Here is a 22,912-nt window from a genome sequence, read left to right as displayed (position 1 = left end):
TGGAGGATTTTTTAGCACATTATTATTTTATGTATAGCCCAAAATACCAGACCCACGCAATCAAAATAAGCTGCATAGGAAGTCTTTGCGCGTAAAGATAATTCATGCCCGGGCCAGTATAATCTGCCTTAAACATATTGATCATCTTTTTTGAGGAATTTACATTTGCTATAAAAACAACGATAAAGAAAATAATCAACAATACGGCTGTAATAGTACGTAATGATGGTATCATTAGCCCAATACCCGCAGCAATTTCCAAAACTCCCGTTAAGTAAACAAAAAACAACTTTGCAGGCATAAAATCGGGCATCATCATGGTCATCCCCTTTTGAAACTTAAAGTGCGACAATCCTGTAAAAATGATAAAGACAGACATCCCTAGATTTCCGGCGAACGAGAAGTCCCAAAAACCATATACTAATTTTGTACCTACTAAAGAAATGAAAAATGCCGTAAAAAGAATAAGTAATAATTTCATAAATCTATCATTAGTTTGTTTAGAGCCCCATCCCTATGTTAAACTTGTGTACCGTTCACAAGGAATATCAAATTATAAACAAACAAATAGCACAATTGTTAGCATAAAAATATTTGTCACGACCGCATAAAAAAACAGTAACAGATAAAATCTATTACTGTTTTTTTAGAGCCATACATATCATTTAATGTAAACTCGACGTATCCACTTTATTCTTCCCTTGTTTAATCATTAGAACAAAAGGGACACAAGCGATAAATAATAACCCAATATATAGGAACACATCCATATACGACAATACAGTTGCTTGCTTTGTCACAGAACCTTCCAATAGCTGATAGGCCTTTGCTAATGCTTCATTAGGAGCAAATCCTTTAGCAATAAAGCTGGCTTGAAGCTGGTTAACTCGCTGCTGCACTTCGAAACTCGTGGTATCCAGATGCGAGAGCAAATTGACACGGTGCGCCTGCGTGAATCGGGAAATAAAAGTGGTAATCAATGCAATTCCAAATGAACCTCCAAGCTGACGCATCATACCTGTAAAAGCTGCGCCTTCACCTATGCTTTTACCCGACAAAGTAGAAAGGGATAAAGTCATGACAGGAACAAATAACAGACCCAAACCGACTCCTCTGAATATCAATGGCCAGAACATATGCTCCGCACCTGTATCATTGGTCAATCGGCTGTACATGACAAATGAAAAACCAAAGAATATACATAGACCTAACGCTACCATATACTTTTGAGGAACTCCATTTTGAATCATCTTCCCTATAAAAGGCATCATCGCGCCCGTCATCAGTGAACTTGGAATCAATAGTAACCCTGCATCTGTAGCAGTCCAACCTAGAATGGATTGCGTGTATATCGGGATTACAAATGTTGAACCGAATAAACCAAATCCTAATATAAAACTCATTACGACCCCTACTTGCAGATTTTTGTCTTTTAGAACGCGAAGATTCACAATTGGCCGATCATATGTCAACTCTCGCCACACAAAAAATAACAATCCTAAGACGGAGGCCACGGATAACACAACAATGGTACTATTAGAAAACCAATCATCTTGTTGTCCATGTTCCAATACATATTGTAATGAACCAATGAACATAATGAGAAATACCATACCCCACCAATCCACATCTTTTGCAGCTTGTTTTTCACCATATTTTGGACTTCTAACAAATGAAAGTGTCAAGAGAACCGCAATAATACCTAAAGGCACATTGATATAGAAAATATAAGGCCAAGAGAAATGATCGACGATATAACCACCTAAAGGTGGCCCTAAAGTAGGACCCACAATAACCCCCATCCCATAGATAGCTTGTGCCATACTTCTTTTAGCAGGTGGATAGCTTTCAGTGATAATGGTTTGGGCGGTAACCAAAAGTGCCCCGCCTCCCATTCCTTGTATAAATCTAAAAAATACGAGTTCCCATAAATTCGTCGAATTACCACAGAAAAAAGAAGATACGGTAAAAATAATAATGGAGGCAGCAAAGTAATTTTTGCGACCAAATTGCTGCGATAGCCAACTTGTCATGGGGATTACGATAACATTTGCGATTGCATATGCAGTGATCACCCAAGCGATATCAGTCAACGTAGCACCCAATGTTCCTTTCATATCATTGAGAGCAACATTAACAATCGTGGTATCCACAATCTCCAATAAAGCACAAAGTACGGCTATAATGGTAATGATGACACGTCGATACCCATATTCAATAAGACTATCTTGATCAAGTGTAGCTGTCATAGTTCTATTTTAAATGGACATCAACATCTGCGTTCATCCCTGAACGTAATAATGCAATATTATCGGCCGTATTAGCATTCGTTAATAATATCTTCACAGGCAGACGCTGCACGGTTTTCACAAAGTTACCCGTTGCATTGTCCGGAGGTAACAAAGAAAATCTAGACCCTGTCGCTGGTGAGAAAGAATTCACTTCACCTTCAAACTTAATACTTGGGTATGCATCTACAATCACCTCTACTTTTTGTCCAATACGGATATCATTCATTTGTGTCTCTTTGAAATTGGCAACTACCCAAGTTTCATGATTGTCGACTATGTAAAACAAGGCTGCTCCGGGATTAACCATTTGACCTGGTCTAATTTTTACATTTGAAATCTGACCATCTGCAGAGGCAGTCACAACCGTATACGAAAGGTTCAACTTCGCTGCATCAAGCGCCGCTTTTGCACGCTCTATATTCGCTTGTGCAACTAACGTCTGCTTACTTGCTACATTAGTTTTACTCACCACAGCCTCGCGTTGCGAGTTGGAGGCATTACGTTGTTGCTGTAAGATCTCCACTTGCTTCTCTGCTTCTAACTTTGCTGTCAGCGCTTGCTCATATTGTTGTTTGGTGATCGAATGATTATGATATAGGTTCGAATAACGGGTAAAATCATTCTGAGTTTGTTCGGCTCTAATCTTTGCGGCATCTATACTTCCGACGTTAGAGCGAACAGTTGCATCGGAAACAGCAACATTCGCTGAGGTTGCGTTAACATCAGCTTTTGAAACCTCGAAAGAACTTTCTGCTCCCAAGAGTGCCGCTTCCGCCTCTTTCACAGAAATTAAATAATCTTGAGTGTCAATGGTAAAGAGGGTATCCCCCTTTTTGACAAGATCATTATCTTTCACATATACTTGGGAAATATATCCTCCTACTTTTGGAATGATGGGGTTCATATTTTTATCAACCTGCGCATCATCTGTAGTCTCATGTGATTGACCGTGTATATATTTATAACCTCCATAACCACCCCCAACTAAAATAAGGGCTATTAGAATGAAGGCGAACTTTTTACTCGATGGTTTCTTTTCTTCTTGATTTTCCATTGCTATTATAATTATTTTGTTGCTATTTGTCCATTTACCAAAAGCAGGTCGTAATATTTCTCTACCGTATTCGCTTTGGAAATTGCTAAGTTAATTTTTGACTGTAATTGCTGTACGTCGGCTTCTAATAAATCATCTGTATCTGCCACGCCGTTATCATACTTATCCTTGACGATTCGATAATTTTCATTTGCTTGACTAACAGCTTCAGAATAGAGCTGGTTTCTGCGAGACCGACAGCTGAAAGTTTTCATTTGCTTGTTGCACTTGAACCTTTATTTTATCGTTCATAATGACAACATTTTCATCAATTTGACTAACTTGATTACGCGCGATATTGACATTTTTCTTATTTTTATAAAGCGAGCCAATATCATAGGACACGCCTACTCCTACATTCATGGCATTTTTCACCGTTAACAAATTATGTACATCTAATGCGGCATAACCTCCAGATACAGCAATTTTAGGTAATGCGTTAGCCTTTTCGATATTGACTTTATTTTCAGCAATATCGTGTTGTGCTTGCAGAGCTTTCAACTCATTTCTATTATTCAGTGCAATCTGGGCATCAGAAGATCTTACAGCAACTTCAGGATCCTCCAATTGTATAGCTGATATATGTGTACCCTCATCTAATTTTAGAAAATTAACCAGTTCATAATTTAACACCGCTTTATTTTTCTCAGCTTCCTGTAAGGCAACTTTATAATTGGACAATTGCAGCTCTGATTTTAAAAGGTCGTTTCTTGGAATAATACCATTCGCTTCCATGGCTCTGAAATCAATCACTCGTTGCTCGGCTCTTTTTATATTTTCCTCCATTAAAAGCGCTGTCTGCTGTGCTTTGTATAAGCTGATAAACAAATTGATACCACGCTGTGCTAATTGATCTTTAAGTGCCAATGCTGTATATTCTTCAGCCTTTACAGCATTACCCGCAGCAGCAATACTATTTTTAATCTTTCCTCCGGTATAGATAGGCATACTGATGGAAGCCTGTCCTAACAACAGCTGATTAGCCTTGATATCCATCGGATCTGAAGAAGAAGACAGTGGTATTTGCAGTTTTACATCTGGTGAGGTCATAGCCAAATATTGGCCACTTAGTTTAGCATCAGGGAGCAAACTATTCTTGGAAGCTTCTAACTCCAGTTTTCTTCCTCTAATTTTTGTCTCTGTAGCTTTTGCTTCTAAACTTTGTGTCTGTGCAAGATGGATAACCTCTTGCAAGGTAAGAGGGCCATTTTGCTGTGCAAATGCCGAGCCCTGAAGACAGAAAAGCAAGAGCGCCAACTTTCCTATTTTAATATGCATATGTTAATAAAGCTTTAATCGTTCTTTGTAAATGTATGACTAGGGTAGATTCCATATATTTGCTATAGGCCTCGTCTGTAGTTATATTTAATTGCGATTTTAAAAATGTTTTATTCATCTGAAAATTCATGAAGGTCCCCATCATCGTAGCATGGATTAATATTGGATCATTGCCTGATAAAAATTCTCCAGTTTCTATTCCGCGATGAATAATACTCGAAATAACTTGTAGATTATGTTCCTTTAGATTTTTATATGAATCAGATAGCATTAATCTTCTTTTTACACCTGCTTCGATAGCAATAATCTGATAAATAGCCAGGCTCGAATTCATATACTTGATATACGAACTGACCATTTCGTCGAGAATTTCCATTACGGGTGAAGTGAGGTTCAAAATACTTTCATCCATTTTAAATTTTTCAACTCGATAGGTGAACAAATCATCCAATAATTTATCCTTAGACCCAAAATAATAATTGATCATTGCGACATTGACCTGTGCCTCTTGTGCAATGTCACGAACAGATGTCCCATCAAAACCATTTTTTGAAAAAAGATTCTCTGCAACATGCAATATTTCTAATTGTTTCTCACTAAATTCCATTCTTGATGATTTAAAAAAACCGTGTGCAAATTTAAACAAGTGTTTAAATTAAACAAGTGTTTAATTTAAAAATTACAAAAAGAAAACAAAAACACACAAAACACTATAAAACAACTGGTTATATCAATTTAAAATAGATCTTATTACAAAAAAAGCCTCTCTCAAATAAATGAGAAAGGCTTTTTTAGATTAAAATAATATTTTATTTAATGGAATTACTAGCCTAATTAAGGATATTAAAGAGCAACTCTGTCAAAATATCTTTGGTATTTGTATTGCTTCCAACCTGGACTCCCTTTGATTTTAGATCAGCATCTTTTAGATTTTCAATAATAGAAAAAGTTTTCCTTCTGTTGTAATTACGGGCTGCAAGTTCATACTCTTTCAAAAAGAAAGGATGTACTCCCAATTCTTTAGCTGCAGTATTTTTGTCAACGATATAATGGTATTTTAATATCTTTGTAAAGTATCCTGCCATATTACCTAATACAAGTACTAAAGGATTACTTTTAGGGTTTGCGGCAAAATAATCAATAATCTGATACGCTTTAAAAGCATTGCGCTTAGCTAATGCGGTGTTGAGCTCAAAAACATTAAAATCTTTCGAAATACCTATATTCTGTTCAATATCCGCTACCACGATTTCTTTTTCTTTCGGCACATTGAGCATCAACTTATTCAGCTCATTCACGATTTTAGAAAGCTCTGTCCCTAAATATTCGGACAGCAACGCCGCTGCCTGTGGATGTATGCTCCAGCCTTGCTCTTTAATATAAGAGATAACCCAAGCGGCTACCTTATCATCGTAAAGTTTATTTGATTCAACAACAAGGCCTTTTTTTTCAATCGCCTTGTATAGTTTTTTGCGCTTATCAAATTTACTATACTTATAATCAAACACCAATACAGTAGTCGCTGTACATTGATCCACGTATTTAAGGAGCAAATCGTCGTCCTTCCATTTTAGATCCTGAGCTTCTTTGATGATGATCAATTGATGATCGCTCATCATGGGGTAGCGCCTAGCAGCACTTACAATCGTTGAGAAATCAGTATCCTTCCCATATAATATGGTTTGATCAAACCCTTTTTGTGCATCATTAAGGACCGTATGCTCCAAGGCATTACTAATGACATCTATAAAATAACTCTCTTCACCGTGCAATAAATATACGGGTTGAAATTTTCGTTTCTTTATGTCTGCTAAAATGGGACTGATATTCATGATGCCACTAAATTACAACTAAATTGATGAACAGTAAAATTTGTATTATAGATTCCTGCTTAGGGATTATTACGAGTAAACCAAAATTAGTATCTTTGTAAGATGTTTAACCCGATTCCGTTAAATTTACCGCCTTATCCAGCGAAATTGACAAAAGAAAATGAAACTATTTTCATTTTTGATGATTTGCGAAAAAAGAAACTTGTTTTAACACCTGAGGAATGGGTACGTCAACATTGGGTACATTATCTCCATATTAAAAAAAAATACCCGAAATCATTAATGAAAATTGAAGGTGGGTTGAAATTAAACGACTTACAAAAAAGAAGTGATTTATTGATTTATAATAATCGCGGAGAGAAAATAGTATTAGCAGAATTTAAAGCACCACACATAAAGATTACGCAAGCTACTTTTGAACAGATAGCAAACTACAATTCCATCCACAAAATACCACTACTACTCGTGAGTAATGGATTGGAGCATTACTATTGTAAGATAGATTTTGATAATAAATCATTTATATTTATTGAAGAACTCCCAAACTATGATCAACTCTAGTAGAATTGTAACTCATGTGTAAAACAAATGGCATATAGTATTTATTATTTAAAATATAGTTTTATATTAGTCTTATAAATTTGAATCACAAAGAATATGAATATAGATAAAAACGAATTCAGAAAATATGCAGTTAAGCATCATCGAATTGGAAGTCAACATGTTGATAGTTTTATAGCACGTGCGCAAGTAAATACACCTACTAACTTGACTCCTTACATCGTAGAAGAGCGTCAACTAAATGTTGCTCAGATGGATGTATTTTCACGTTTAATGATGGATCGTATTATTTTCTTAGGTGATGGTATCAACGATCAGGTAGCCAACATCATTCAGGCACAATTATTGTTTTTACAATCTACAGATGCACAACGAGATATTCAAATCTACATCAATTCACCAGGTGGTAGTGTATATGCAGGTTTAGGTATTTATGATACCATGCAATATATTGCACCAGATGTAGCCACAATCTGTACAGGTATTGCTGCTTCTATGGGTGCTGTTTTATTAGTTGCGGGCGCTAAAGGTAAACGTGCTGCATTAAGACACTCTCGTGTGATGATCCACCAACCTTCAGGCGGTGCTCAAGGTGTTGCTTCGGATATGGAAATCAATCTACGCGAGATGATGAAATTGAAAGAAGAGCTGTATACCATCATCGCTGATCACTCGGGACAAACTTACGAATGGGTAGAAAAATCTTCTGACCGTGATTATTGGATGAAGGCTTCAGAGGCTAAGGACTTTGGAATGATAGATGAGATTTTACTTCCTAAAAAGGAGATTATTAAATAATAATGGCTAAAAATAATAATAGTGGCGTTCACTGTTCCTTCTGTGGAATGAGTAAAAGTGACGCCCAAATGCTTATCGCTGGAGATGGCGCTCACATCTGTGACCGTTGTATCAATCAAGCTGGCGAAATTCTAGCGGAAGAATTGAAACAACGTAAAAGTAAAACATTACAAACTGCGTTAAAACTCATTCGTCCTTTAGAAATTAAAGAACACTTGGATCAGTACGTTATCGGACAGGACGATGCTAAAAAAGTAATCTCTGTTGCGGTTTATAATCACTACAAACGTTTGAATCAAAAAGTTGATGAGGATGAGATTGAGATTGAAAAATCAAATTTGATTGTCGTCGGTGAAACAGGTACTGGTAAAACATTATTGGCAAAAACGGTTGCCAAAATTTTAAATGTTCCTTTTAGTATCGTAGATGCGACTGTATTGACAGAAGCGGGTTATGTCGGAGAAGATGTTGAGAGTATTTTAACACGCTTATTACAAGCTGCCGATTATGATGTAGCTGCAGCTGAACGTGGTATCATCTATATTGATGAGATTGATAAGGTCGCTCGTAAGAGTGATAACCCTTCGATCACTAGAGATGTGTCGGGAGAGGGTGTGCAGCAAGCATTGCTTAAAATCTTGGAAGGAACAGTAGTTAATGTACCGCCTCAAGGTGGTCGTAAACACCCTGATCAAAAAATGATTGCCGTAAATACGAGCAACATTTTATTTATCTGCGGTGGCGCATTTGATGGTATTCAAAAGAAAATTGCGAATCGTCTGCGCACACAAACAGTAGGTTATCGCATGAATGAGGATGAAACAGAAATCGATTTAAAAAATCTTTATAAATACATCACCCCTCAGGATTTAAAAAGTTTTGGATTAATTCCAGAATTAATAGGAAGATTACCTGTATTAACGTATTTAAATCCATTGGACAAAGAGACACTATTGAGTATCTTAACAGTACCTAAAAATGCGTTAATCAAACAGTACAGAAAATTATTTGAATACGAAGGAATTGAGTTGAAATTTGATGCAGAGGTTTACAATTTTATTGTTGATAAAGCAGATGAATTTAAACTTGGAGCTCGTGGTTTAAGAAGTATATGCGAGGCTATTATGCTCGACGCAATGTTTGAAATTCCAACATCGAAGGAAAAGACCAATCAAAAAGAATTGCATATCACATTGGAATATGCATTGAAAAAATTTGAAAAGTCGGATATCAAAAAATTGCAAGTCGCTTAATTAAAATCCCTCGCTTACCGCGAGGGATTTTTTTTAAACGCATGGGTTCTATCAATCATTCTTCCTTCAAACATGTTTAATTATTAAATTGAAGAATTATGGCAAAAAGTAAAAAAAATGTAGATAGTCCTATCACACCTGGTTTGAAATCCAAGGAAGAAATTGTTCACAACTGGTTGCCCCGATATACAGGAAGGCCCTTGGAAGAGTTTGGCGAATATATCCTACTTACGAACTTTTCAAAATATATCACTATTTTTTCTGAAATGCATGATGATGCCCCCATCTATGGAGAGGATAAACCTATGCAAAGTGTAACTGCGGGTGGTATCACCATTATCAATTTTGGTATGGGTAGTCCAATGGCAGCCACGGTAATGGATCTATTATCAGCCATTACACCAAAGGCTGTGCTTTTTTTAGGAAAAACCGGTGGATTGAAAAAGAAAATTGGTGTTGGAGAACTTATATTACCCATTGCTGCCATCCGTGGTGAGGGAACTTCAAATGATTATTTTCCTGCAGAAGTACCCTCCCTTCCATCTTTTGCATTACAAAAAGCAATTTCTACAACCATACGTGATCATTCAAGAGATTACTGGACAGGTACGGTTTACACGACAAACAGACGTGTTTGGGAACACGATAAAGATTTTAAAAAATATCTAAAATCCATACGTGCTATGGCAGTAGATATGGAAACCGCAACCATATTTAGTGTTGGATTTGCGAATAAAATTCCTACAGGGGCATTATTACTTGTTTCTGATCAACCTATGATTCCTGAAGGTGTTAAAACAGCAAATAGCGATGTCAGTGTAACCGCTAAATATGTAGATGCCCATATCAGTATCGGCATAGATGCACTTAAACAACTTAAAAATAATGGGCTGACAGTAAAGCACTTGAAATTCTAAGAAATAGACATTTTTTGTTATTTTTAAAGAAACTAACGGTAACCTTATGTGGTATAATAACATTTTAGAAACAATTGGAAACACCCCTCTTGTTAAACTAAACAAAATAACCAAAGATCTAAAAGGAACTATCCTCGCTAAAATAGAGACCAGCAATCCTGGAAACTCGATTAAAGATAGGATGGCACTTAAAATGATCGAAGATGCGGAGCAGGCAGGTTTATTGAAACCAGGGGGAACAATCATTGAAGGAACTTCTGGAAATACCGGAATGGGATTGGCAATGGCAGCAGTGGTCAAAGGCTATAAATGTATATTTACAACAACAGATAAGCAATCTAAAGAAAAAGTTGATGCACTGCGGGCTTTTGGAGCAGAGGTAATTGTGTGTCCAACAAATGTAGATCCCGAAGACCCTCGCTCCTACTATTCTGTTTCAAGTCGCTTAGAACGTGAAGTACCAAACAGCTGGAAAGCGAATCAATACGATAACCCATCAAATGCCCAAGCACATTATGAGCAAACGGGTCCTGAAATATGGGAACAAACGGAAGGAAAGATTACCCATCTTGTCGTTGGAGTGGGGACCGGTGGTACCATATCAGGCACAGCTCGATATTTAAGAGAGCAAAACCCCAATATCAAAGTATGGGGCATAGATACTTATGGTTCTGTTTTTAAAAAATATAAGGAAACGGGTGTTTTTGATAAAGATGAGATATACCCTTATATCACAGAGGGTATAGGTGAAGATTTTCTTCCCCAAAATGTCGATTTTAGTTTGATTGATTTCTTTGAAAAAGTAACCGATAAAGATGCGGCTTTAATGACTCGAGAATTGGCGCGCAAAGAAGGAATTTTTGCAGGTAACTCAGCTGGTGCAGCTTTGGCTGGTCTTATTCAATTAAAGGACTCTTTAAATGATGATGATGTGGTGGTTGTAATCTTCCATGATCACGGTTCACGGTACATGGGTAAGATGTATAATGAGGATTGGCTGAGAGAAAGAGGGTTCTTAGAAGATGAGAAACTAAATGCGAAGAGCATATTGAAAAAAAGGGGCGAACAAGCGATTGTTACCGCAGATGTCAATCAAACTGTATTTGAAGCATTCAATTTCATGAAAACCCTAAATATTTCACAAATACCTGTAACGCAACAAGGGATGGTAGTTGGTAAAATAACTGAATCTGACATTCTCAGTGCCTTATTGGAAAATTCTTCACTCAGGTCATCATCTGTGCAAGAAGTAATGACAAAGCCTTTTCCCTTTGTTGATTTAAATACATCCATAGACAAGATATCAGCTTTAATTAACAAAGAAACGCAGGCAGTATTGGTAGAAGATGATTTTGGTAAAATTAATATCATAACACAATACGATATTATCAATGCAATTTCTGAAGCTTAATCCAAAATATTCATGTATAAAAAAGGCCTTACTATTGATAATAAGGCCTTTTTTAGGATAAGTAATAAGACTATGCTTCCATTCCATTCGCGCTTTTGCGGAATGTATAAGAATTGAAAATTTGTCTTCTACCAAATCTTGGACGAGAGTCAGCATTAATAAACTTAGTGTACACAGTTTTTGGAACACCAAAATACTCATATGTGCTTTTATCCTGAAATGTAACTCTTAACGTCTGACCTTTAAATTCAAAATCCTCGATAAAGAAGTTATTGATCGTGTTGTTATACTCTTCTACATTAGCTTCATGTGTCTCAGGAGCTATACTAACTAAGAAGTGATATGCTTCAATAATTTCTGTACTCTTCAACTCCGCTTCCTCTTTTTTCACTTCATCTTGAAACTTATCAGGATGCCAAGCTTTGATTAAGTCACGATATATCTTTTTTAACGTCGCTAAATCTTCATTCTTCGTAATACCAAAAACCTTTTTGGATTCAGTTATTCTTTTCATAATATTTATTTTTCCCTAGTCCAACCAATCCATATTGATTTTAGGATTTGCAAAATTACGTCAATTATATTTTAGAATGAACATTTGCATGTTAATTTTTTCAAAAATTCATTTTCTGATTGCTGAGATAAATGCTATAAAGTTTGATAAATGTTAATTAATTACATTGAAATGCATTAATACGGTCGCAAGATGGTTAAAACAATAATGTCTCTAAAGTAAGTCATTTGTATCTTTGTTAGCTACATATAGTTGATTTTGACCTATTACAAATCTCTATTTTTCAATATCAACATAAAACAAATCGCTGTCAATTCCAATTATTTCGCACGTCTTAGTTGGACATTCTCTTTGCAACGATAATTTTAGATTTTCCATTTTATAATTAAAAAAATCTCAATTTGGAATCCATACCGAATGGTGATTTCATAAAATCTTGCAATCCATGTACCATCTAAACCTGTAACCCACATTACGGGATCTATTACATGGAAAAGCACAAAACTTTTCAATCAAGCAACCTATCCCTTTATTATATCAATTCATCCAGTGGATAGTATCCGTTGGTGACTACATCCTCTTCTATTTCATTGTCAACAAGATTATCGATTTTAATATAAAAATTTCGCTTAAATGATTCCGGCAATATATCTTCAATTTCATAGATATCATCGACATCAATGCCATACTTATCATCAATATGTGGAGATAAATGATTTTTGAAGAAAACAGTTTTCTCCGCCAAGCATTTTGCCTGTTCTATATCAGAAGCAACAACGAGCTCCTTATAATGATATTCTTCTAACTCATTAGGTTTATATCCCCCTAAATTGACAAAATAAAGTTTTAATTGGCTATTATCAACGGCGCTTGCAGAAACAGTAATTTGGTATTCTCCAACTTTTGTAACCTTGCGCCAGGCATCAATGTGTATCTTTCCGTCCGCCTGTTGCCAATAATCTACAATCGAGGGAACTAAATCCCGTAACTCATTAGCAATTCCAAAATAAATATCATGCTGTTCAATATGCCTCCCTAGTGGTTTACATCCCAATAATAACATAAAAAGATTCATATCGTTCGTCTTATTAATTTTAGTTTAATTATGATTACATTTATAAGATACAATTTAAATCTAATGAGAACAAATCTTTTATTACTCCTTATATCAACTTCATTGCTCATTCCTACTGGCCTAATTGCTCAGAAAATTGATACAAAATTAGACCGAAAATTAAGGGAATTGACGCAAAACTTTGCCGGAGATATTGGTATCTATGTCAAGAACCTTAAGACACAGGAAGAAGTTCTTATTCAAGCAGACACTGTTTTCCCAACAGCTAGCATCGTAAAAGTTCCAATCTTAGTTGGAATTTTCAATAAAATAGAACGAGGTGAATTAAATTTAGACCAAAAATTCATATACCGCTCATCTCAGCAATATAGCGGTTCAGGAGTGATGCAATTTTTCAAGGATAGTACGGAGACAGATTTGGCTACTATGGTTGCTTTAATGATAACCTATAGCGATAATGTTGCCTCTATTTGGAATCAACAACTTGCTGGTGGAGGTATCACGATAAATTTATTGATGGACCAATTAGGGCTTCCAAACACGAAAGTCAATTCACGTACCGAAGGGCGTAATGAAATCTGGGAAAAATATGGTTGGGGACAAACAACTCCAAAAGAAATGGCAACCTTGGTTGAGCTCCTATACAAAGGTAAAGTAGTAAGCCCTAAAGCATCAGAAAACATGTATCGTCATTTAGGGAATATTTTCTACAATGACCGCTCTCTTTCACAGATACCCGCAAATATCAAAACAGCATCTAAAACCGGTTCTGTTGATGAAGCTCGAGGGGAGGTCGTGCTCGTCAATGCTCCTAGTGGTGATTACGTCTTTTGTGTTTTAACAAATAACATTAAGGATCAAAGTTGGACCAAAAATAATGAAGCTGAAGATCTCACTAGAAAAATCTCTCATTTGTTATGGAATTATTTTGAACCTAAAAGACCCTATACTCCGTAATCAATCCCTGCCATTAATACGAATAGACTGGTAAAATGAAGTGAAATTTGAATATCATCTTGCTGTCGTAATTTTCATTTTTCTACATAGGTTCAAAATAATCTACTAAATTTACTTTATGAGTATCTTAACAAAACATTTTGAGACGGTTCATAATACCGCGCCATTTTCTAAAATAAAAAACGAAGACTATATACCAGCATTTGATAAAGCTATCGCTAGCACTAGGGCTGAAGTTGATGATATTGCCCATGCAACTGAGCAAGCGACTTTCGGAAATACGATTGCAGCACTCGCTTTTTCGGGCATGCCATTAGATCGTCTATCTAATGTTTTTTTTAATCTGCATTCAGCGGAAACAAACGACGAGTTGGAGCAAATTGCACAAGATGTTGCTCCTAAACTTTCAGCATTGGGCAATGATATCACCCTTAATTTTGACTTATTCAAAAGAATTAAGCAAATCTATGATCAAAAAGAGAAGTTAGAGCTAACAGTGGAGGAATCTACCTTATTAGAGAAAAATTATAAAGATTTTGTTCGTAATGGAGCGCTTCTAGCGGATGATGAAAAAAATCAACTCCGTGCTATTGATACGGAACTTTCACTTCTAAAATTAAAATACGGAGAGCACGTATTAGCAGATACGAATGCTTATGAACTTCATATCACTGACGAAACTGAACTGGCTGGATTGCCGGATGGTGTCAAAGAAGCGGCAGCAGGATTAGCAAAATCCCAAGAAAAAGCAGGTTGGATCTTTACCTTGGACTACCCGAGTTATGTACCCTTTGTAACCTACGCCGATAATCGTGAACTACGTAAAACAATAAGCATAGCTGCAGGTAAAAAAGGATACCAGGCAAATGAAAACAATAATGAAGAGATTGTTTTAAAAATAACAAAACTACGTTTCCAGCGCGCTCAACTTTTAGGTTATGAAACCCATGCCCACTTTGTTTTAGAAGAGCGTATGGCACAAAAACCTGTTAAAGTAAATGAATTCTTAGATGATCTATTAATCAAGGCAAAACCTGCCGCAATAGATGAATTTCAGGAACTGACCTCTTTCGCCAATGAAACCGATGGCATCGCCGTTTTGGAAAAATGGGATGGAACTTATTATGCTGAAAAATTGAAACAAAAGAAATTTCAACTTGATGACGAGCAGTTAAAACCCTATTTCAAATTAGAGAACGTACTAGAAGGTGCATTTGAAATAGCTGGAAAATTATTTGGTTTACACTTCAATGAAGTACAAACTATTGACAAATATCATAAAGATGTACAGACTTTTGAAGTAAAAGACGATAAAGGTAATTTCATCGCTGTTTTCTATGCTGACTTTTTCCCAAGAAAAGGTAAACGTAATGGTGCCTGGATGACCTCTTTCAAACCACAATATAAGAAAGATGGTATTAATGAACGCCCTCATGTTTCTATCGTTTGTAACTTCACACCAGCAACAGAGACTAAACCATCACTCTTAACCTTTAATGAAGTGACCACTTTATTTCATGAATTTGGTCATGCTTTACATGGTATGCTTGCAGATACGGTTTACCCTACACTTTCTGGAACTTCTGTGTTTTGGGATTTTGTCGAATTGCCAAGCCAAATCATGGAGAACTGGTGTTATGAACAGGAGGCCCTTGCTCTTTTCGCTAAACATTATGAAACAGGAGAAGCTATTCCTATGGAGCTCGTTGAAAAAATACGTGAAAGTGCATCTTTCTTAGAGGGTATGGCAACTCTCCGTCAGTTGAGCTTTGGTAAGTTAGATATGGGCTGGCATGGTCAAGATCCAACAACAATCAATAACCTAAAACAATTTGAAAATGAACAATTCGCATCTACACAACTCTATCCAGATGTTGTGGATAATGCAATGAGTACTTCATTCTCGCATATTTTCAATGGTGGTTATTCATCCGGTTATTATAGTTACAAATGGGCGGAGGTGTTGGATGCTGATGCATTTGACTACTTTAAACAAAATGGCATCTTTAACAAGGAAATTGCAACAAAGTTTAAAGATACTGTATTATCTAAAGGGGGCACTAAACATCCGATGAGTTTATATAAAGAATTTAGAGGCCAAGAAACCTACAGTCGATGCTTTACTCAAGCGAGCTGGCTTACTTAAATAAACTTAATATTTAGTTTTATAAAAAAGGTTGTTTCATAATATGAAACAACCTTTTTTATTATTTTTAAGGATAGCATATGCCTATTTTTTTACGTCAGAAGCATCCTCCGTTGGAGACGTATTTTCAACAGGAGCTTTTACATCATCTGTTTTCGTTGATTCCAACGTCTTTGGCGCAGATTGAGCTGCTGGTTTTGGTGCAGAAGCATTCGCAGGCACTACAGGCTTTTTAACCTCAGCCTTCTTTATAGCTTCAGGAGATTTTGCTTCATCTTTTTTAACAGAAGCAGATTTAGCAGCTGACGGCTTTGCTTTAGAAGCAGTTGAAGGCGTTGCAGGCTTTTTAACCTCAGCTGCCTTTGAAGCTACTGGAGCTTTTGCTTCATCCTTTTTAGTAGTAGATTTAGCAGCTACTGGTTTTGATGCAGTATCACTCGCTGGCACTGCCGGCTTTGTTGCTGAAGCACTTGCAGGCACAGCAGGTTTTTTGACCTCAACTGTCTTTGAAGCTACAGGAGCTTTTACTTCAACCTTTTTAGCAGGAGCAGATTTAGTAGCTGCCGGCTTTGCTGCTGAAGCACTAGCAGGCGCAGCAGCTTTTTTGACCTCAGCTGTCTTTGAAGCTACAGGAGCTTTTACTTCAACCTTTTTAGCAGGCGCAGATTTAGCAGTTGCAGGCTTTGTTGCCGAAGCACTAACAGGCGCTACAGGTTTTTTGACCTCAGGGACCTTTGTCGCTACCGGGGCTTTTGTTTCATCCACTTTGGCTGTTATACCTTTAGTAGCAACTGACTCCTTTGAGTTTTTATCCTTCTTTCCTTCACTTTTTTTATCCTTGACCTCTCCTGAAGCTTTAGCTTTGCTGTTAGCTACAGACTTAGGGCTTTCATCATTGTTTGATTTCTTTTTTTTATCAACTTTAGATTTTTTCGCTTCAGTTTTAGAAGACTCTGGTTTATCCTCTTTTTTATTTTTAGGGGAGATACCTTTATTTGACGCACTTTTCCTATCCACAGCATTCTTCTTACTTTTCGTATCCGAAGCCTTTTGCTCTTTCACTGGTTTCGATGAACCTTCTTTTTTCTTTGAACCGGTAGTTTGACCATTCTCCTCTACATGAAAAAAAGGTAATTTTTCCTGTATATCTAAAAGTGCTTCTCGCACTTTCTTATTCAGTTTTTTATAAGCCTTAATTAATTTAGAATCATCATTTGAAACCTCCTTTTTAGATGACTTCTTTAATTTGCGCGGCTTTTTAGATTTTTCAGTAGTTGCATATATATTACTGACTTCATCAGCAGATTTTTTCTTTGCTACTGGTTTAGACACTTTATTATTGGTCTTTTTCGTTTTTTTAGATTTTAATTCTTTAGCCATGTAGATTTAATTTTGATTCAATGAATATTTCATTCTGATAACAATTCTGATTAACAATTGTTTGTATATCAATATATGTAAGTTAGTAAATAAATTACATTCGTACTGCCTGCATTAGCTCTTTATTGAAATAATATTTGTATTTTTGTGTTCTACATAATTGGGGTCGACCGGAATTGACAGGATGGAGACGGTTATGTAAGCATGCAGTGCGTTGTTAGTAGAGCACTTTAATCGGAACTTTCAGAATTACAACTGGCGAAGAAAACTACGCCTTAGCTGCTTAAGTTAGACTTAACATAGCTATTTGTCCCGTTAGATCCTGTTCTTTGGTTTAACATTCGGGGCATCGAACAATAGAACTGGCAGATGTGATTTTGCTAATCATCTGTAAGACTCAGCAAATACGGCGTACGGTATAGGTAAGCAACTCACCTTCCCTCGCTCGACACTCAAAGAGTAGCTAAGCATGTAGAAAGCGTATACAGTACCATGACTGGACGAGAGTTCGAATCTCTCCGGCTCCACGATTAACAAAACAAGTAGTATCAAAACCCTATAAATAGCAGTATTTATAGGGTTTTGTCGTTTATATGCCTTCCTGACTATTCCATATTTCTTATTTCCAGCGAGACCCTAGCGAGACTCTAATATTTTGAAAATTAGGGTCTCGACAAACAGCTCAAACACATAACTAACAATTAGTTATGTAAGAAACATAATGCAACACCTTATTCCAATTAGGCGCAAGCATTACCTTAAAGATCCATAAATAAAAAGAGCAGGTAATTAGCCTACTCTTTTATAATTTGATGCTTCTAATTCAATAAGACGTTCGATACCCTTTCTTGTAATATCATAGCATTCATAGGGACTTTGCCCAATTGCTGGCTTATAACCCCTAATAAAACCACTCCTTTCTAAAATGGCCAATTCATCTTGAAAATATTCATTTGTCATCAAGGGTAGAAGATCTTTGTGTTCTTTTACCAACTGTAATATTTTAACCGCTAACTGTCTCATATTATTTGAATAGTGGGAAAGCTGAATTGCTTTTATCTAAATATACCAGTTTGATTTGGCAAAACAACAGCTTAAAAGTATTGTAGATCAAAATTAATATTTTAATAATCCATGAATTACAATCTTTTAATATATAACACAAATGAATAAATCATTGCTTCATTATATGAATTCCATATCATTCAACTCTCAGAACACTTTTGAAATAGATAAAATCAAAAAACTGTTTCCTTAAATGCAGCTTAAAAGCTTACAAAAAAGGCATCCAAATGGATACCTTTTTCATACCATACTCACGTAATATTAATTACTAGCAAATGCCTTCTTAACTGCTGTCATGACCAGAAACTGCAGATAATCCAGCCACTATACCATAACCAATTTGTTTCAAAATAGATGGTATATTTGGTAAAAAGTGATGCAAATAATCAATATTATGTTCAAAAATACCACCCGACACTAAAATCAGAGCAACAGTTCCTACCACTGCTAAAACTTTGATGACAACAGGTAAGGATTTAACCAATAAATGCCCAAATTTAGAAACGACACCTTTATCATTCGATCGCTTGATTAACTTATACCCCGCATCGTCCATGCGAACAATTAATGCAACAATCCCATATACACCAATAGTAGCGAACATAGCAACGACAGATACTGTTAAAATTTGAATCGTTAGGCTTTCATTTAATACCGTTCCCAATGCAATGATCACAATCTCAACAGATAATATGAAATCTGTTGTAATAGCTGATTTTACTTTAGTTTTCTCTAATTCGCTGTTATTTTCTTCATTTTCAACGACCACCTCATGACCTGTCTTCTGCCGATGGAACAAATACTCAATAATCTTTTCGACCCCTTCATACGCCAAATAGATTCCACCTATGATTAAAATAAATTTAATGGCGACAGGAAAAAAGACATTCAACAACAAAGCAATTGGTACAATGATGATTTTATTGATAAACGAACCTTTCGTGATTGCCCACAAGACCGGAATTTCACGTGAGGAAAGAAAACCAGTAGCTTTCTCCGCATTTACAGCTAAATCATCGCCAAGAATTCCAGCAGTCTTGCTTGCAGCAATTTTACTCGTAACCGCCACATCATCCATTAGAGCGGCAATATCATCCAATATTGCAAATATACCTGAAGCCATATGTATCTTATATTTAGTAGGACAAAATATAAAATGATTTTGAAATTCATTTTATATTTCTTAATTTTTATTTCATACTAAAAATGTTCTCAAAATTTCTTCTTCCATCTACTCAATATTGTTTTATTTAAGCAAATTACGAGACATTTATAACTCATTTTCATCATGGATAACAAAGAACTTAAAAATACCATTATCGATTTTGCTGAAAATGATGCACGTGTTCGAGCGGTTCTACTCAATGGTTCTCGTGCAAATCCCAATATTCTCCCCGACAGATATCAAGACTTTGACTTACTCTTTATTGTAAATGATATCGAGTCGTTTATAGCCGACAGAGAATGGACTTCTTTTTTAGGAAAAATTATCATTCAGCAACTTCCAGATGAAATGCTATTAGGGTCAGACCCAAAAGAAGAAAAAGTAACATTCACGTATTTAATGATTTTTGAAGATGAAAACCGTGTTGATTTAACCCTGTTTCCTAAAAGTAAATTCCATTCTGATTTTAAGAACGATAGTTTAACAATGATTTGGGTAGACAAAGATCATCTCTTCAAAAACATCATCACTTCAAATGATAGCGATTATCACATTGTTAAACCCAATGAAAGAATATTTCAGGAGACCTGCAATGAGTTTTGGTGGGTTTGCACATACGTGGCGAAAGGACTGGCCCGAAAAGAGGTGCTATATGCTAAAGATATGATGGAATCTGTAGTCCGCCCCATGTTTATGAATCTAATCGCTTGGCACATTGGTGTAGAGAAAAAATTTCAAGTTTCTTTTGGTAAATCTGGAAAACTTGCAAAAAAACACCTCGCTAAGGAATTATATCAATCCATATTACAAACCTATGCAGATGCATCTATTGAGAACAATTGGCTTGCATTGATACATATGATGACCATTTTCCGAGACTTAGAAATAAACCTTGCAGCACATTTTCAATACCGTGTTAATATAGACGAAGCTCATAGCGTTTATCGTTATATTTTAAAAATTAGAAATGATTAATAACCTCATAAAATAGGCGATTCACAAGAGAATCGCCCCTTCTACTAATCAGCTAAATAACCGAATCTACCATTATTAAAATCTTCAAATGCTTGACTGATTTCCTCCCTAGTATTCATCACAAATGGTCCATGGCTCACAATAGGTTCCAATATAGGCTCTCCACTCATAACTAGTACTATTGCTTGATCTATCGCTTGAATTTCAAAATCTTCACCATCATTTTTGAATAGTACAAAATGATCTGAAGGTGCCTTCTCTTTACCATTGATCATCACATTACCTTCGATAACAATCATTGCAGTATTATAATGTTTAGGAAATGAAAACATTGCATTTCCACCCGCATCTAGTTTAGCGTTCATAACATGCATGGGTGTAAAAGTAGATGCAGGTCCTTTATTCTCCTGGTATTCACCGGCTATTACTTCCACAACACCTTTATCAAGTTTAACTTTTGTCTGCTCATGATTGGCTATCGCCTGATATTTTGGAATACTCATCTTGTCTTTTGCAGGCAAATTTACCCACAATTGAACCATCTGGAAATCTCCCCCTATTTTACTCCATTCCGTTTCATGAAACTCTTTATGCAGTATACCTGATGCTGCGGTCATCCATTGCACATCACCTTCCCCAATGACACCACCTCCACCAGAGCTATCTCCATGCTCAACTCTACCTTTATAGGCAATTGTAACGGTTTCAAATCCACGGTGTGGGTGTACTCCTACTCCTTTCGGAACTTCACTCGGCGGAAAATTGTAAGTCGAGTTATAATCCAAAAGAATAAAGGGACTCATCCTAGTAGCAGAAGCAATACTTGGTATCAAATTATGTACTCGAAATCCATCTCCAACAAAGTGAGCTGCTTGCGGTTTTGCAATAATTTCTACATTTTTCATATTCTTTTCCTTTAGTATACCACAAAGTTAACACTAGAACTGCCAATATTAATTGATCTAGGATAAGAAAATAGCTTTCTACCAGTATCTTCAAAATTGTTGTTCAACAGAAGTGAGATGTAGTTCCTCTTACACCTATTCCTCAATAATAGAAAATCACAAGGGAAATTAATATGTTAAGGATATATAATGTGATTAAAATTGAATTAAAAGACGACTAAATCTGCAAAAAGTACCATAAATTACTTTGGTGAATTTATTAATTTTACCCACAAACTATATATGATACAGATTGCCATTTTTAGTGATATACACGGAAACTTACCTGCTCTAACAACAGTATTGGCTGATATCGCAGCTGTGATTAAAATTGAATTAAAAGACGACTAAATCTGCAAAAAGTACCATAAATTACTTTGGTGAATTTATTAATTTTACCCACAAACTATATATGATACAGATTGCCATTTTTAGTGATATACACGGAAACTTACCTGCTCTAACAACAGTATTGGCTGATATCGCAGCAAGGAATATCGAACACAGATATTGTTTAGGGGATTTGGTAGACTTTGCTCCTTGGAGCAATGAGGTGATCGAACGGGTGATACAAGAAAAAATCCCTTGCTTAATGGGTAATCACGATGAACGCATCGCTTTTGACCACCCTATAATACCACTTCAAAAACACAATAACGAAGAAACAGAATGTCGTATCCGTGCTATTAGCCATACTAAAGAAATCATTAAAGAGGAAAATAAATTGTTTTTAAGTCAATGCCCTTATCTGATGCAATTGGATTTCAAAGTAAAACATAAACGTTGGCGTATTCAGTTAGTTCATGGTAGTTTAGCAAGCAATGAAGAGTATCTGTATGAAACAGAACCGGACAGTACGTTTGAACAGATACTAAGCGAAACACAGGCCGACATATTGGTGATGGGGCATACGCATACTTCTTTTATCAAGTGTCTTGATAAAAAATGGGTTATTAACGCAGGCTCAGTTGGACGACCTAAGGAGAAATCTAAAGACGCTTCATACCTTTTATTGCAGTTGTACGAAGACCGTGTTGTAGCTGAAATCATTCGAACTCCCTATAATGTAAGGATGGTAACTAACGAAATAAAAACAAGTGCAATACCTAATTTTTATGCAAACTTCTTATTGTCTCAATAAATCCTGTAAATAATAAAATAAGATGTAATGCACTTTATTATTTACACAATATGAACCGCTATTAATCCAGTTCTCACCACCACGATAACTACCGTAATTGCTCATTAAACAGTAAC

The 22,912-nt window shown here is 36.0% G+C and carries 22 protein-coding genes and 1 other RNA gene; 10 read left to right on the top strand and 13 right to left on the bottom strand.

Going from position 1 to position 22,912, the window contains the following annotated elements:
• Positions 1-22: 22 nt before the first annotated feature.
• The 7 genes from ACFX5U_RS06040 to holA form a co-directional block, all read right to left on the bottom strand.
• Positions 23-481, bottom strand: coding sequence for a membrane protein (locus ACFX5U_RS06040; protein ID WP_038697072.1), 459 nt, complete (start codon positions 479-481; stop codon positions 23-25).
• A gap of 184 nt (positions 482-665) precedes the next feature.
• The gene (locus tag ACFX5U_RS06035) at positions 666-2,249 is read right to left on the bottom strand and encodes an MDR family MFS transporter (protein ID WP_038697070.1); all 1,584 of its coding nucleotides are present in this window, start codon (positions 2,247-2,249) and stop codon (positions 666-668) included.
• A gap of 4 nt (positions 2,250-2,253) precedes the next feature.
• Entirely contained in the window at positions 2,254-3,345 is a 1,092-nt protein-coding gene (locus ACFX5U_RS06030; protein WP_400262773.1) for an HlyD family secretion protein, read from the bottom strand.
• Positions 3,346-3,356: 11 nt separating this feature from the next.
• Positions 3,357-3,599 carry a TolC family protein gene (locus tag ACFX5U_RS06025; RefSeq protein WP_400262772.1) on the bottom strand — a complete coding sequence of 81 codons (243 nt, stop codon included), beginning with the start codon at positions 3,597-3,599 and terminating at the stop codon, positions 3,357-3,359.
• Positions 3,553-4,662, bottom strand: a complete 1,110-nt coding sequence (locus ACFX5U_RS06020; RefSeq protein WP_400262771.1) for a TolC family protein — start codon at positions 4,660-4,662, stop codon at positions 3,553-3,555. The genes ACFX5U_RS06025 and ACFX5U_RS06020 overlap by 47 nt, the downstream gene beginning before the upstream one ends.
• Positions 4,652-5,269 carry a TetR family transcriptional regulator gene (locus ACFX5U_RS06015; protein WP_038697063.1) on the bottom strand — a complete coding sequence of 206 codons (618 nt, stop codon included), beginning with the start codon at positions 5,267-5,269 and terminating at the stop codon, positions 4,652-4,654. Before ACFX5U_RS06015 ends, ACFX5U_RS06020 begins: the two co-directional genes overlap by 11 nt.
• Before the next feature lie 223 nt (positions 5,270-5,492).
• The gene (gene holA / locus ACFX5U_RS06010) at positions 5,493-6,494 is read right to left on the bottom strand and encodes a DNA polymerase III subunit delta (protein ID WP_038697061.1); all 1,002 of its coding nucleotides are present in this window, start codon (positions 6,492-6,494) and stop codon (positions 5,493-5,495) included.
• A 102-nt stretch (positions 6,495-6,596) separates the two neighbouring features.
• Here holA and ACFX5U_RS06005 point away from each other — a divergent pair, with 102 nt between their 5' ends.
• The 5 genes from ACFX5U_RS06005 to ACFX5U_RS05985 all read left to right on the top strand — a co-directional run bounded on the left by ACFX5U_RS06005 (position 6,597) and on the right by ACFX5U_RS05985 (position 11,434).
• Complete coding sequence (locus ACFX5U_RS06005) at positions 6,597-7,055, top strand: type I restriction enzyme HsdR N-terminal domain-containing protein (RefSeq protein ID WP_038697059.1); 459 nt, start codon at positions 6,597-6,599, stop codon at positions 7,053-7,055.
• A gap of 96 nt (positions 7,056-7,151) precedes the next feature.
• Positions 7,152-7,853 carry an ATP-dependent Clp endopeptidase proteolytic subunit ClpP gene (clpP, locus tag ACFX5U_RS06000; RefSeq protein WP_038697057.1) on the top strand — a complete coding sequence of 234 codons (702 nt, stop codon included), beginning with the start codon at positions 7,152-7,154 and terminating at the stop codon, positions 7,851-7,853.
• 2 nt (positions 7,854-7,855) lie between these two features.
• Positions 7,856-9,106 carry an ATP-dependent Clp protease ATP-binding subunit ClpX gene (gene clpX, locus ACFX5U_RS05995; protein ID WP_038697056.1) on the top strand — a complete coding sequence of 417 codons (1,251 nt, stop codon included), beginning with the start codon at positions 7,856-7,858 and terminating at the stop codon, positions 9,104-9,106.
• Positions 9,107-9,204: 98 nt separating this feature from the next.
• Positions 9,205-10,023, top strand: coding sequence for an AMP nucleosidase (locus ACFX5U_RS05990; RefSeq protein ID WP_038697054.1), 819 nt, complete (start codon positions 9,205-9,207; stop codon positions 10,021-10,023).
• Positions 10,024-10,069: 46 nt separating this feature from the next.
• Positions 10,070-11,434, top strand: a complete 1,365-nt coding sequence (locus tag ACFX5U_RS05985) for a pyridoxal-phosphate dependent enzyme (protein WP_400262770.1) — start codon at positions 10,070-10,072, stop codon at positions 11,432-11,434.
• Positions 11,435-11,504: 70 nt separating this feature from the next.
• Here ACFX5U_RS05985 and ACFX5U_RS05980 read toward each other — a convergent pair whose 3' ends face one another.
• Together ACFX5U_RS05980 and ACFX5U_RS05975 are read right to left on the bottom strand one after the other, a co-directional pair.
• Entirely contained in the window at positions 11,505-11,948 is a 444-nt protein-coding gene (locus ACFX5U_RS05980; RefSeq protein ID WP_038697051.1) for a KTSC domain-containing protein, read from the bottom strand.
• A gap of 532 nt (positions 11,949-12,480) precedes the next feature.
• A complete protein-coding gene (locus ACFX5U_RS05975; protein ID WP_400262769.1) occupies positions 12,481-13,023 on the bottom strand; it encodes a DUF1543 domain-containing protein in 543 nt (180 codons plus the stop codon).
• A gap of 63 nt (positions 13,024-13,086) precedes the next feature.
• On the opposite strand from ACFX5U_RS05975, the gene ACFX5U_RS05970 reads away from it, so the two are divergent.
• Together ACFX5U_RS05970 and ACFX5U_RS05965 are read left to right on the top strand one after the other, a co-directional pair.
• Positions 13,087-13,980: a serine hydrolase gene (locus tag ACFX5U_RS05970; protein WP_400262768.1), complete on the top strand. Its 894-nt coding sequence runs from the start codon at positions 13,087-13,089 to the stop codon at positions 13,978-13,980.
• A 118-nt stretch (positions 13,981-14,098) separates the two neighbouring features.
• Positions 14,099-16,126 (top strand): M3 family metallopeptidase, encoded by a 2,028-nt coding sequence (locus ACFX5U_RS05965; protein ID WP_400262767.1) that lies wholly within the window; start codon positions 14,099-14,101, stop codon positions 16,124-16,126.
• Positions 16,127-16,210: 84 nt separating this feature from the next.
• Here the strand turns inward: ACFX5U_RS05965 and ACFX5U_RS05960 are convergent, their stop codons facing one another.
• A complete protein-coding gene (locus tag ACFX5U_RS05960; RefSeq protein ID WP_400262766.1) occupies positions 16,211-17,506 on the bottom strand; it encodes a hypothetical protein in 1,296 nt (431 codons plus the stop codon).
• Positions 17,507-17,668: 162 nt separating this feature from the next.
• Between ACFX5U_RS05960 and ssrA the strand changes: the two genes are divergently transcribed.
• Positions 17,669-18,036: a transfer-messenger RNA gene (ssrA, locus tag ACFX5U_RS05955) on the top strand.
• Positions 18,037-18,295: 259 nt separating this feature from the next.
• Here the strand turns inward: ssrA and ACFX5U_RS05950 are convergent.
• Together ACFX5U_RS05950 and ACFX5U_RS05945 are read right to left on the bottom strand one after the other, a co-directional pair.
• Entirely contained in the window at positions 18,296-18,529 is a 234-nt protein-coding gene (locus tag ACFX5U_RS05950; RefSeq protein ID WP_038697042.1) for a hypothetical protein, read from the bottom strand.
• A gap of 325 nt (positions 18,530-18,854) precedes the next feature.
• Positions 18,855-19,694, bottom strand: a complete 840-nt coding sequence (locus tag ACFX5U_RS05945; protein WP_400262765.1) for a DUF808 domain-containing protein — start codon at positions 19,692-19,694, stop codon at positions 18,855-18,857.
• Between the two features lie 165 nt (positions 19,695-19,859).
• Here ACFX5U_RS05945 and ACFX5U_RS05940 point away from each other — a divergent pair, with 165 nt between their 5' ends.
• Positions 19,860-20,711: an aminoglycoside 6-adenylyltransferase gene (locus ACFX5U_RS05940; RefSeq protein ID WP_400262764.1), complete on the top strand. Its 852-nt coding sequence runs from the start codon at positions 19,860-19,862 to the stop codon at positions 20,709-20,711.
• A gap of 44 nt (positions 20,712-20,755) precedes the next feature.
• Here ACFX5U_RS05940 and ACFX5U_RS05935 read toward each other — a convergent pair whose 3' ends face one another.
• Complete coding sequence (locus tag ACFX5U_RS05935; protein WP_400262763.1) at positions 20,756-21,616, bottom strand: pirin family protein; 861 nt, start codon at positions 21,614-21,616, stop codon at positions 20,756-20,758.
• 451 nt (positions 21,617-22,067) lie between these two features.
• Here ACFX5U_RS05935 and ACFX5U_RS05930 point away from each other — a divergent pair, with 451 nt between their 5' ends.
• Positions 22,068-22,796, top strand: coding sequence for a metallophosphoesterase family protein (locus tag ACFX5U_RS05930; protein WP_400262762.1), 729 nt, complete (start codon positions 22,068-22,070; stop codon positions 22,794-22,796).
• Positions 22,797-22,912: the final 116 nt, after the last annotated feature.

It is taken from the genome of Sphingobacterium sp. SG20118, from assembly GCF_044740685.1.
Classification (GTDB): Bacteria; Bacteroidota; Bacteroidia; order Sphingobacteriales; family Sphingobacteriaceae; genus Sphingobacterium.
The sequence above is the reverse complement of the archived record's forward strand: the minus strand, read 5'-3'. Positions and strand labels throughout refer to the sequence as shown.